10 protein-coding genes are annotated in these 11,831 nt (G+C 72.1%); 3 read left to right on the forward strand and 7 right to left on the reverse strand.

Annotated elements, in window-relative coordinates; genetic code table 11:
- Positions 1-77: 77 nt before the first annotated feature.
- Positions 78-914: an ABC transporter ATP-binding protein gene (locus OG867_RS04380; RefSeq protein ID WP_406282930.1), complete on the forward strand. Its 837-nt coding sequence runs from the start codon at positions 78-80 to the stop codon at positions 912-914.
- Here OG867_RS04380 and OG867_RS04385 read toward each other — a convergent pair.
- Both OG867_RS04385 and OG867_RS04390 read right to left on the reverse strand, forming a co-directional pair.
- Complete coding sequence (locus OG867_RS04385) at positions 859-1,290, reverse strand: DUF4440 domain-containing protein (protein ID WP_406282933.1); 432 nt, start codon at positions 1,288-1,290, stop codon at positions 859-861. The two genes, OG867_RS04380 and OG867_RS04385, sit on opposite strands and share 56 nt — an antisense overlap.
- A 115-nt stretch (positions 1,291-1,405) precedes the next feature.
- Entirely contained in the window at positions 1,406-2,608 is a 1,203-nt protein-coding gene (locus tag OG867_RS04390; RefSeq protein ID WP_406282936.1) for a S8 family peptidase, read from the reverse strand.
- Positions 2,609-2,966: 358 nt separating this feature from the next.
- Between OG867_RS04390 and OG867_RS04395 the strand changes: the two genes are divergently transcribed.
- Entirely contained in the window at positions 2,967-5,258 is a 2,292-nt protein-coding gene (locus OG867_RS04395) for an MMPL family transporter (RefSeq protein ID WP_406282939.1), read from the forward strand.
- A 54-nt stretch (positions 5,259-5,312) separates the two neighbouring features.
- On the opposite strand, the gene OG867_RS04400 is transcribed toward OG867_RS04395, so the two are convergent.
- From OG867_RS04400 to OG867_RS04410, 3 genes are read right to left on the reverse strand one after another with little or no spacing between them, the layout of a single operon-like run.
- The gene (locus OG867_RS04400) at positions 5,313-6,605 is read right to left on the reverse strand and encodes an ABC transporter substrate-binding protein (protein ID WP_406282942.1); all 1,293 of its coding nucleotides are present in this window, start codon (positions 6,603-6,605) and stop codon (positions 5,313-5,315) included.
- Complete coding sequence (locus OG867_RS04405; RefSeq protein ID WP_406282945.1) at positions 6,605-7,444, reverse strand: carbohydrate ABC transporter permease; 840 nt, start codon at positions 7,442-7,444, stop codon at positions 6,605-6,607. The genes OG867_RS04400 and OG867_RS04405 overlap by 1 nt, the downstream gene beginning before the upstream one ends.
- The gene (locus OG867_RS04410) at positions 7,441-8,394 is read right to left on the reverse strand and encodes a carbohydrate ABC transporter permease (protein ID WP_406282948.1); all 954 of its coding nucleotides are present in this window, start codon (positions 8,392-8,394) and stop codon (positions 7,441-7,443) included. The genes OG867_RS04405 and OG867_RS04410 overlap by 4 nt, the downstream gene beginning before the upstream one ends.
- A 125-nt stretch (positions 8,395-8,519) precedes the next feature.
- Between OG867_RS04410 and OG867_RS04415 the strand changes: the two genes are divergently transcribed.
- Positions 8,520-9,386, forward strand: a complete 867-nt coding sequence (locus tag OG867_RS04415; protein ID WP_406282951.1) for a phosphotransferase enzyme family protein — start codon at positions 8,520-8,522, stop codon at positions 9,384-9,386.
- Positions 9,387-9,587: 201 nt separating this feature from the next.
- Here the strand turns inward: OG867_RS04415 and OG867_RS04420 are convergent, their stop codons facing one another.
- Both OG867_RS04420 and OG867_RS04425 read right to left on the reverse strand, forming a co-directional pair.
- Positions 9,588-10,316, reverse strand: coding sequence for a 3'-5' exonuclease (locus OG867_RS04420; RefSeq protein ID WP_406282954.1), 729 nt, complete (start codon positions 10,314-10,316; stop codon positions 9,588-9,590).
- Between the two features lie 67 nt (positions 10,317-10,383).
- On the reverse strand, positions 10,384-11,616 hold the full coding sequence (locus OG867_RS04425) for an SAV2148 family HEPN domain-containing protein (protein ID WP_018100654.1): 1,233 nt from the start codon (positions 11,614-11,616) through the stop codon (positions 10,384-10,386).
- Between the last annotated feature and the right edge of the window lie 215 nt (positions 11,617-11,831).

Raw genomic sequence — 11,831 nt, forward strand, 5'->3', positions numbered from 1 at the left:
CGGAGGGTGTACGGGCCACGGATAGGCTTCGCGGTGCGCGGATGAGCGCTCGCGCCCGTACGAAGGAGCAGCCGCACGTGACCACCACCGCACCCCTGTCCCCCTCCGTCGCCACGGCCCCGGTCCCGGTCATCCGGGCCGACGAGGTCTCTCTCGTACGCGACGGAAACGTCCTGCTCGACGCGGTCTCGCTCACCGTGCGCGGCGGGGAGCACTGGGCGCTGCTCGGGGCGAACGGGGCGGGGAAGAGCACCCTGCTCGGGCTGCTCGGGGCGGTGACGCATCCGACGCGGGGTTCGGTCGAGGTGCTGGGCCGCACGCTGGGGCGGGTGGACCTGCGGGAGCTGCGGACGCTGCTCGGCCATGTCAATCCGCGCCATCCGCTGCGTTCCCCGCTGACGGTGAGCGAGGTGGTGCTGACCGGTCTGACGAACTCGGTCGAGCCGGTGCCGCGCTGGTCGCCGGGTCCGGGGCAGCGGGAGCGGGCGGAGCGGCTGCTGACGATGCTCGGGATGGGCGGCAAGACGGGGTCGCGCTGGCCGGCCCTGTCACAGGGTGAGCGCGGCCGTACGCTGATCGCCCGGTCCCTGATGCCGCAGCCCCGGCTGCTGCTCCTGGACGAGCCGGCGACCGGGCTCGACCTGGCCGCCCGGGAACAGCTGCTGGACAGCCTGGACGCGTTGCGGGAGGAGCACCCGGAGCTGGCGACCGTGCTGGTCACCCATCATCTGGAGGAGCTGCCCGCCTCCACCACCCACGCGATGCTGCTGCGCGGCGGGCGGTGCCTGGCCTCGGGCGGGGCGGACGAGGTGCTGACCACGGACCTGGTCAGCGAGTGCTTCGGCCACCCGGTCCGTATCAGCCGGACGGACGGCCGGTGGGCGGCCCGGGCGCGGCGGACGCCCCGGGGCTGACCTCGGAGGGCGCGGCGTCGAAGGGCGTGGCCTGGTGGTAGTAGAGGAGCCAGCCGGCCCGGGTGAGCCGCCAGAGCGAGCTGCGGTGGGCGCGCTTGTTCCTGGCCTCGGTGTCGAAGGTGAGGTGGACGAGCCCGTCCGCGAGGTGCACGCCCCGCATGAGTGAGGCGGTGAGCCGGCCCGGCCCCGGGGCCCGCCCCGAGACGAGCAGGTCGATGATCGTGTCCCGCTCCCAGTGGCGGCCGGTGGTGTCCACCTCGCGGTAGTCGGGGTGCAGCACCTGGTCGAGGAGGTCGGCGGAGGCCCGGACCAGGGGGTCCAGCAGCCGGAGTTCCCCCTCGATGGCCGCGGCCACGCCCGGCGCCGGTCCGGTCATTCCCGCCTCCCGCCCGCAACGGTTGTCATGGGGCAAGCGTAGAACGGGGATCGCGGACCGGGCGGCCGCCGCGCCCCGTGGGGGAGAGCGCGGTGGCCGCCGGCCGGTTGCGCGGTTACTCGACGATCTTCAGGAGCTTGTTCGCCGTTCCCTCGGTGGCGTTGCTGATGGCGTCCGGGGTGGCCCCTTCGGTCAGGGCCGTCGCGACCTCGTCCGGGGTGGCGTCCGGGTGCCCGGCCAGGTAGACGGCGGCCGCGCCGACGACGTGCGGGGTCGCCATCGACGTACCGGAGATGGTGTTGGAGCCGGTGTCGCTGTCGTTCCAGGACGAGGTGATGTCGGAGCCCGGAGCGTAGATGTCCACGACCGAGCCGTAGTTGGAGAACGATGACTGCTCGTCGTCCACGGTGGACGAGGCGACGGTGATGGCCTCGGGCACGCGGGACGGGGAGCCCTCGCCGGCGTCGCTGGACTCGTTGCCGGCGGCGACCGCGAAGGTGACGCCGGAGGCGATGGCCTTCTGGACGGCCGCGTCGAGCGCTTCGTCCGCGCCGCCGCCCAGGCTCATGTTGGCGACGGACGGGCCCTCGTGGTGCTCGGTGACCCAGTCGATGCCGGCGACGACCTGCTCGGTGGTGCCGGAGCCGGAGTCGTCCAGGACGCGGACGGCGACGATCTTCGCCTTCTTGGCGACGCCGTAGGTCGACCCGGCTATGGTGCCGGCGACGTGGGTGCCGTGGCCGTTGCCGTCGTCGGCGCTGTCGTCGTTGTCGACGGCGTCGAAGCCGGAGCTTGCGCGGCCCCCGAACTCCTCGTGGGTGGTGCGGACCCCGGTGTCGATGACGTAGGCGGTGACGCCCTCGCCCGCGCTGTCCGGGTAGGTGTACGCGTTGTCGCCCGCGGTCTCCGTCTGGTCGATGCGGTCCAGGCCCCAGGACGGCGGGTTGTCCTGGGTGGCGTCGATGTGGAACTTCTTGTTCTGGACGACCTTCGAGACGGCCGGGTCGGCGGCGAGCCGCTTGGCCTCGGTCTCCGAAAGGCCGCTGGCGGAGAAGCCGTTGATGGCGGAGCTGTAGTTGCGCTTCAGCTTTCCGCCGTACTCCTTGGCGAGCCCGGCCTTGTCCGCCTTCTGGTCCAGCATCACGATGTAGCTGCCGGAGACCGCGGTCGCCGCGTCGGCGCCGTAGACCTTGCCCATGGCCGGAGCGGGTGTCGCTCCGGCGAACGGGGTGCCCAGCAGGGTGACGCCGGCGGCGGCCGCGACCGCGGTGATGGAGGCGGTCAGCTTGAACCGGCGTGCGCGCTTGTGAATGGCCATGAAGAGGGGTCTCCTCGTCATTCTTTGTGGGGGGATTGGCCCCCGGCCGGAAGATCTCCGGGGGTTGGTTCGAAACCCTGACCGATTGACGCGCGCAGATCAAGACCTCGCTACAGCTCCGCCGCACTCGCCAACTTTTCGTCACAGGACGGTCGCAGGAGCCCCTTGATACGCCGATCACCTTTACGTGTAAGGGGCTTCGATCCTCCTTCTCGGGGGCACGCCCCGTCCCCAGGGCGGAGAGGGGCCGCCCCCGCCTCGCCGGAGAGCATGACGCACTCGCTTTATGCCGCGCCTACCTTCGAATCGGGAGGCGACGGCGAGGGGCCGGTGCCGTTCACAAGGGGGCAGGCCCGTCATGGGGAATGTGGATGCGGCACGGACGCGGGGGCCGCGGGTGCGGGGCGTCGCGGCCCGGGCGGGCGGCTGGAGCGCCCGGCACCGCTGGGCGGCGGTGACGATCTGGGTGCTGTTCGTCGTCCTGGCCATGGGGCTCGGCTCGGCGGCCGGCCGGGTCGACGTCAAGGAGAGCGAGCAGATGTCCGGCGAGGTGGGCCGGGCCGTGCGGATCATCGAGGACGCGGGGCTCAAGGACCCGGCCGGTGAGACCGTGCTCATCCAGTCGGAGGGCAAGGACGGGGCGGTGGCCGGGTCGGCCGAGTTCCGGACGGCCGTCAAGGACGTCATCCGGGCCGTGCAGGACACCGGTGAGGTCACCGCCGTCACCTCGCCGTACACCACCACGTCCATCTCGGCCGACGGGCACAGCGCGCTCGTGCAGTTCGAGATGAGGGGCGACCCCGAGACGGCGAGCGAGCGCGTCGCGCCCGTGCTGGAAGCGGTCGAGAAGGTGGACGGCGCGCACGAGGGGCTGCTGATCGAGGAGATCGGCGGCGCCAGCATGGGCAAGACGTTCGACGACGCCTTCGGGAGCGACTTCCAGCGGGCCGAGCTCTCCGCCGTGCCGGTCGCGCTCGGCATCCTGCTCATCGCCTTCGGCGCGCTGGTCGCCGCGCTGCTCCCGGTCGCCCTCGCCCTCACCGCGATCATGGCGACCATGGGCCTGATGGGCGTGGTGAGCCACTTCCAGCCGATGAGCGACACCGCCAACTCGGTGATGCTGCTGGTGGGTCTGGCCGTCGGCGTCGACTACTGCCTGTTCTACCTGCGCCGGGAACGCGAGGAGCGGGCCAAGGGCAGGGACGCCCGGACCGCGCTGATGATCGCCGCCGCGACCAGCGGGCGCGCCATCGTCGTCTCCGGTGTGACGGTCTGCGTCGCGATGGCGGGCATGCTCTTCACCGGCATCGCGGAGTTCCAGGCGATGGGCCTGGCCTCGCTGATGGTCGTCGCCGTCGCCATGGTCGGCTCGGTCACCGTGCTCCCCGCGCTCCTCTCGCTGCTCGGCGAGCGGGTCGAGAAGGGCCGGGTGCCGTTCCTGAACCGCCTGAAGCGCTCGGAGCGCGGCGGCGCCGACGGCGAGAGCCGCGTCTGGCGCGCGGTGCTCACCGCCGTGCTGCGCCGCCCCTGGACCGCGCTCGTGGTCGCCGCCGGGGCGCTCGCCGCCATCGCGCTGCCCGCGCTCGGCATGCACACCCAGAACCTCACCCTGGACCAGGAGTTCGGGAACTCCCTGCCGATCGTGCAGACCTACGAGCGGCTGAACGAGGCGTTCCCCGGCGGCGCCGACCCGGCGCAGGTCGTGGTGAAGGCCGACGACATCGGAGCGGCGCCGGTACGCCAGGCGCTGGAGGAGTTCCGCAGGCAGGCCGTCTCCTCCGGGGCCTCGAAGGGCCCGGTGGACATCGTGACGCACGACGCGGAGAACGTCGCGGTCATCGACGTACCGCTGGTCGGCGGTTCGGACCAGAAGAAGGCCGAGAAGAGCCTGGACCTGCTGCGGGACACCGTGCGTCCGGCGACGCTCGGCAAGGTCGCGGGGGTCGAGGCGCCGGTCACCGGGCAGGTCGCCGGGTCGAAGGACTTCAACGACCAGATCGTCGGCTCGGTCGTGCCGGTCTTCGCCTTCGTGGTCGTCTTCGCCTTCCTGCTGATGCTGCTCTGCTTCCGCTCGCTGACCGTGGCCATCACCTCGATCGTCCTCAACCTGCTCTCGGTGGGCGCGGCGTACGGCATCCTGACGGCGGTCTTCCAGCACGGCTGGGGCGCCTCGCTGGTGGGCGCGGAGGGCGTCGGCGCGATCATCTCCTGGCTGCCGCTGTTCCTCTTCGTGATCCTCTTCGGGCTCTCGATGGACTACCACGTGTTCGTGGTCTCCCGTATCCGTGAGGCCCGCCTCCAGGGCCGCACCACCCGGGACACCATCGCCCACGGCGTGGTCACCACGGCCGGGGTCGTCACCAGCGCCGCCGTGATCATGGTCGCCGTGTTCGCGATCTTCGGGACGCTGTCGATGCAGTCCATGAAGCAGATGGGCGTCGGCCTGGCGGCGGCCGTGCTGATCGACGCGACGATCATCCGCGGGGTGCTGCTCCCGGCCGTGATGGCCCTGCTGGACGAGCGGAACTGGTACTTCCCGAAGTGGCTGCGGTGGCTGCCGGACATGACGCACGACGAGTCGTACGACGACCAGCCGGTCCCGTCCGCACCGGCGCGCGGCGACGAGGAGCCGGAGCGGGTCGGCGTCTGACCCCCTGCCGTACGCGGGCCCTCCTCCCGGACGCCGGGAGGAGGGCCCGCGCGTTCAGCGCTGGTAGCGGGCCAGGACCCGGTTGCCGTCGGTCACCAGACGCTTCTTCAGCTCGGCCGCGTCGATCGCTCCGCTGTAGTACTCCTGGAGCGCGGGCGTCGCCACCTTGTCCTTCCACTCGGGGTAGCCGCGCACCGACTGGGCCGGGGCGGACCGCAGCGCCCCCGCGAGCGCGGCGCCGGTCGCCCAGCCCCGGTCCGCGGTGTGCAGGGAGGGGTCGGCCAGCGCCTCGGTGCCGGTGGGCAGCATCCAGTCCCCCTTGGCCAGCCGGACCATGTTGGCGGGCCGCAGCAGGAAGTCGACGAACCGGACCGCCTCCTTCTTGTGCGGGCTGTCCTCGGCGACGGACAGGGTCTGCGGGCTCACCCCCTGGGCCGGCCCCTCCCGTCCGGCCGGGGCGGGCAGCACCGTCCACTCGAAGCCCTTCGGCGCCTGCTCCACGATCTGCTGGCGGTACGAGAACCCGAGCGGCACCATCGCGTACTTGCCGCCGAAGAAGCCGGGCAGGGTGTCGCCGCCGCCCATGCCGAGCGCGGTGCGGGCGGCGCTGTGGTCGGTGTTGACCTGGTCGTGGATGGTGCCCGGGACGACCTGATCGCCCTCCCCCATCGCGATGGTCACCTTGCCGTCGGCGCCCCGGTGGAAGAGCTCGCCGCCCGCCGAGAGGCCGAGGTTGAGGGTGACGGAGACCGGCTCCTTGAGCGGCCAGGCGACTCCGTAACGGCCCTCGCCGGTCAGCTCCTTGGTCACCTGCCGGAACTCCGTCCAGCTCCACGGCTTCTCGGGAGTCGGGATGCGGACTCCGGACGCCTTGAGGATCTTGGTGTTGGCGATCAGGACCCGGGGCTCCTGGAGGAAGGGCACGCCGTACACCCCGCCGTCGAAGGTGGCCGTCTCCCAGCTGTCGCGCGGGATGCCGTCCGTCAGCCCCTTCGGCAGGAGCGGGCGGAGGTCGGCGAGATAGCCCCCGTACGCGAAGTCGGCGAGGTCGTCGGAGGCGTCGTGGATGATGTCGGGCGCCTCGCCGCCCTCGAAGGAGGTGAGGAGCTGGTCGTGGACGCTGTCCCAGCTGCCCTGGACGTACTCGACCCGGATGTCGGGGTGGGCCGTGTTCCACTCCTTCACCAGCTGCTTGTTGATGTCGACGGACTCCTTCTGCCAGGCCAGCGACTGGAAGCGGAGGGTGATCCTCCCGTCCGCCTCGCCGTCACCGTTCGCGCCGCAGCCGGTGAGCAGCAGGGCGAGCGCGGTGGCCGCCGCGGCAGCCGTGCGTACCAGCGTGCCCATCAGTTCTTCACCGCCCCGGCCAGCATGCCGCCGGTGATCCGCCGCTGGATCACCGCGAACAGCACGAGTGAGGGGAGGGTGGCGAGGAACGCGGCGGCGGCGAGCGGCCCGAGGTCGCTGGCGCCCTCGGCGCCGAGGAAGTGCGTCAGTACGACCGGCAACGTCTGCTTCTCCGGGGTCTTGAGGAGGACGAGTGCGAAGAAGAACTCGTTCCACGCGGTGATGAACGCGAAGAGGGCCGTGGCGACGATGCCCGGGGCCAGCAGCGGGGCGGTGACCGAGACCAGCGTCCGCAGCCGCCCGGCCCCGTCGACCGCCGCCGCCTCCTCCAGCTCGCGCGGCACGGCCCGTACGTATCCGACGAGCATCCACAGCGCGAAGGGCAGCGCCCACACCACGTAGACCAGGACCAGGCCCCAGAGGGTGTTGATCAGGTGCAGGTTCTTCAGCACCAGGAAGAGCGGAATGATCAGCAGGACGAAGGGGAACGCCTGGCTGACCACGACCCAGCCGGTGGCGGCCGTGGCGAGGCGGGTGCGGTGGCGGGCCATCACATAGGCCATCGGGGTCGCGATCAGGACGGCGATCAGCCCGGCCGAGAGCGCGGCGATCAGCGAGTTGGCGGCGGCCCGCAGCAGCGGCTGCTCATCGAACGCCTGCCGGAAGTTGTCGAGTGTCGGGTGCTGCGGAATCCAGGTCGGGTGCAGGGAGCCGAGCTCCGGCGCGGGCTTGAAGGCGGTGGAGATCAGCCACAGGAACGGGAACGCCAGGAAGACCAGGTAACACAGGAGCGCCACGTACTGCCCGGCGCGCACGGACCGTTTGGTACGCATGCTCATCGGTCGTCGCCTCCCCTGAGCCGCCCGGCGAGATACACGGCGAGGATCACGGAGATCACGGCGACCATGACGCAGCCCATCGCGGCCGCGTAGCCGAACTGCCCGTAGCGGAACGCCTCCTCGTACGCGAAGAGCATCGGGAGCCGGGTGCGGCCGCCGGGGCCGCCGTTGGTCAGGACGTAGACCAGCGCGAAGGAGTTGAAGTTCCAGATGAAGTTGAGGGCGGTGATGGAGAGGGCGACCGGCCTGATGGCGGGCCAGGTCACCGTGCGGAACCGTCGCCACGCGCCCGCCCCGTCCAGCGCGGCGGCCTCGTGGAGTTCGTGCGGGGTGTTCTGGAGCCCGGCCAGCAGGGCGACCGTGGTCTGCGGCATGCCGGACCAGACGCCGACGACGATCACGGCGGGCAGCGCGGTCGCCAGCCCGGTGAGCCAGTCCCGGCCGTCCCCGAGCCCCAGGTCGCGGATGGTCTCGTTGAGGATGCCGGCGTCCGGGTTGTAGACGAGCCGCCACATGATGCCGACGACGACCTCGGGCATCGCCCACGGGATGATCGCCAGGGCCCGGGCCAGCCAGCGCATCCGCAGGTTCTCGTTGAGCAGCAGGGCCAGGCCGAGGGCGAGCACGAACTGCGGAACGGTGACACCGACCGCCCACACCAGGCCGATCCGGAACGACTCCCAGAACGGCCCGTCGTGCAGCAGGTCCTGGAAGTTCAGCGTGCCGATCCACTGCGTGGCGCGGGTGCGGCCGGACTGGGCGTCGGTGAAGGCCAGCGCGATGCCGTAGAGCAGCGGGCCGACGCTCAGGACCAGGATCGGGATGAGGGCGGGCAGGACCAGGAACCAGGTTCCGGCGCCCCGGTCGAGCCGGTCGTCGGTGCGCTTGCCGGTGCGCTTGCCGGGCGGTCCGTGGCGCCCGGATCCCACGGTTGCACTCGCCAATGTCATACTTACGCCCCCTTTGCGTCGTTCGATCGGCTTGCTGCCGTTCTGGCCGCTCAGGTGGCCTCCGTCATCGTGCTGACGGGCCGCCGGTTCGTCAAGGCAACCTGCACGGATGCGAAAATCGGACCATGAACGAGATGGAAGCGCGCGAGGTGCTGGCCGCCGCCGGGGTCCCCGGGGGCGCGGAGCTGATCGCGCTCGGCGAGAACGCGGTGTTCACGGTCGACGGGCTCGTCGTCAAGGTCGGCCGGGACGCCGTGCGCCACCCCGAGCTGCTGGAACGCGCCGAGCGCGAGGTGGCCGTCGCCCGGTGGCTCGCGGCCTCCGGCGTCCCCGCCGTGCGAGCCGCCGAGGAGGGGGCCCGGCTGGTCAGGGGGCATCCGGTGACCGTGTGGCACCGGCTGCCCGAGGCGGTGCGGCCCGCCGAGCCGCGCGACCTGGCCCCGCTGCTGACCGCCGTCCACGCGCTGCCCGTGCCGGAGGACTTCGCGCTGCCGCGCCGGGAGCTGCTGGGCGGCGTCGAGCGGTGGCTGCGGCTGGCGGGCGACGCGATCGATCCGGCGGACGCGGCGTATCTGCGCGAGCGGCGGGACGGGTTCGCGGCGGCGGCCGCGGCGCTGGTCCCGCATCTCCCGCCGGGGCCGATCCACGGGGACGCGCTGGCGCGCAACGTCCATGTCGGGGCGCACGGGCCGGTCCTGGTGGACCTGGAGACCTTCTCCTCGGATCTGCGCGAACACGACCTGGTGGTCCTCGCGCTGTCCCGCGACCGGTACGGGCTGGCGGCGGACGCGTATGACGCGTTCACCCGGGCGTACGGGTGGGATGTACGGGAGTGGGACGGGTGCGGGGTGTTGCGGGGGGCGCGGGAGACGGCGAGCTGTGCGTGGGTGGCGCAGCATGCGCCCGTGAACGATGCCGCTCTCGCGGAGTTCCGGCGCCGGGTGGCGTCCCTGCGGGACGGTGACGCGTCTGTGCGGTGGTATCCGTTCTGAGTCGGCTGGGTGCCCCCGGCGTGCCGGACCAGCGTGCGTCCTCAATCGCCGGACGGGCTTGATTGTGCCGCCGGTCGTGTTCTCCCGCGGCTGGGATCGGCGCAGAAACCCAAGCCAGTCCGGCGACCAGCCGACGCGAGGCTGACTCGCCGCAAGGACGGCCACATCAAGCCCGTCCGGCGATTGAGGACAACACGCGGGTCAGGCCGTCGTGCGGACCGGCAGCCGCACCGGCCACTGGCCGTCCACCACCGCGTCCGGGGTGCCCTTGCGGCGGAGGAATCGCTGGAAGTCCGCCGCCCACTCCGCGTGCCACGTGATCTGGCGGGCGTGCAGCGCGGGCGCCGGGAGTTCGGCCACCGCGCGGTGGCGGGCGGCTATCGCGTACGCCACGCGGACCGCGGCCAGCGCGTCCGCCGCCGCGTCGTGGGCGCCGCCGTGCACCACGCCGTACTCGACGCAGACCGCCTCCAGATTCCGCTTGCCCTTGCGGTAGCGGTCGACCGCCCGGTCGATGGTGTACGGGTCGATGACGGGGCCGACGGGCGCGCCGCCCAGCCGGTCGGCGAGCGGGGGCAGCCCGTGGCGGTGCAACTCGGCGGTGAGCAGCGTCAGGTCGAACGCGGCGTTGTACGCGACGACCGGGACGCCCCGGCGCCAGTACCCGGCGAGCGTGTCGGCGATCTCGTCGGCCACCTCGCGCGCGGGCCGGCCCTCCGCCGCCGCCCGCTCGCTGCTGATGCCGTGGATCGCGGACGCCTGGGCCGGGATGCGGATGCCCGGGTCGGCCAGCCAGGTGTGCCGGGCGACCGGCTCACCGTCCCGGTCGTCCACCGCGATCACCGCGGCCGTGACGATCCGGGCCTCCAGCGGGTCCGTCCCCGTCGTCTCCAGATCGAAGCCGACCAGCGCGTGCCGGTGCCAGCTCATCCCGTACCTCCTTCGTGGTGCTCCCCCGGATGACGACCACCCTCGCACGGGCCACTGACAACGCCGCTCAGGAGACCGGCCGGGAGTCCGTCCACACCGACTCGAACTCCTCGCGGTACGTCTCGAACAGCCCGTGCTCGTACCCCTGCCCCGCCCGGACCACCGCACGCCCGCCGCCGCGCAGCACCAGCACCGGCGCCTCCATCCCGCGCGCCCGGCGCAGATAGGTCTGGACGACCCCCACCGCGTCGGCCCCGTCGCCGTCCACCAGGTAGGCCGTGAAGCGCGGGGTCTCGTCGAAGACGTGGATCTGGAAGGCGTCCGGGTCGCGGAGCTTGGCGCGCACCCGGCGGGTGTGCAGGATGTTCATCTCGACGGACCGGCTCAGCTCGCCCTTCTTCAGGCCGAGCTCCCGCTCGCGGCGCTTGACCGCACTGCTGGCCGGGTTGATGAAGAGCAGCCGGATCCGGCAGCCGGACTCGGCGAGCCGGATGAGGCGGCGTCCGGAGAAGTTCTGCACCAGCAGGTTGAGCCCGATGCCGATCGCGTCGAGCCTGCGGGCGTCGCCGAACAGGTCCTCGGCGGGCAGCTGGCGCTGGAGGCGCACCCGGTCGGAGTGGACGGAGACCACGTCCGCGTACCGGTCGCCGACCAGCTCCTCCACCGCGTCGACCGGGAGCCGGTCCGCGGAGGGCACCCCCGCGCCGCTGCCGAGCATCTCCAGGAGCCGGGCGGAGGCCCGCTCGGCCTGGGCCAGCACCGCCTCGTTGAGCGCGCGGTTGCGGGAGACGACGTTGCGGGCGACCTCCAGCTCATCGAGCGCCAGTTCGACATCGCGGCGGTCGTCGAAATACGGCTCGAAGCACGGCCAGTGCTGGACCATCAGCTCGCGGAGCTGGGGCAGCGTGAGGAAGCTGAGGACGTTGTCGTCGGCCGGGTCGAGCAGATAGCCCTTGCGGCGGGAGACCTCGCGCACGGCGACCGCGCGCTGCACCCACTCCTGTCCGGCGGGCCCGGCGGCGGCCACCACCCAGTCCTCGCCGTGGACGGGCTCGTAGATCGGCCGGAGCACCGCGGCGACGACGGCGCGCAGCCGCTGTTCGACCAGATTCAGCCAGATATAGGCGCGCCCGGCCCGCTGGGCGCGCGTGCGCACCTCGCTCCAGGCGTCGGCGTCCCAGTCCAGCTCCGCACCGATCTCCAGGGGCTGTGCCAGCGATACCGCCCCGGGCGGGACCTCGGCCACGTCCCCCTCGTGACCCGCGTCACCCGGGGGCAGCTCGAACCCTCCCGAGCTCACCCACGCACCGCCTTCCACTCCCCCACCAACGATCAAGGAAGGGTACTCCGGGAGCGGGAGCCGGTGCAGCCGGATGCGCAGGCTCCTTTACCAACTCCCCATGGAATCAAACCTGTTCCGGTCGCCGGCTTCGACGGGAGTGAGCGGATTCATAGGGATTAAACACCCCAGCGAGGGCCACGAAACGGACAGCTCGGACATGGACCCGGCCGGAG

Source organism: Streptomyces sp. NBC_00209 (genome assembly GCF_045206345.1).
Taxonomy (GTDB): Bacteria; Actinomycetota; Actinomycetes; order Streptomycetales; family Streptomycetaceae; genus Streptomyces.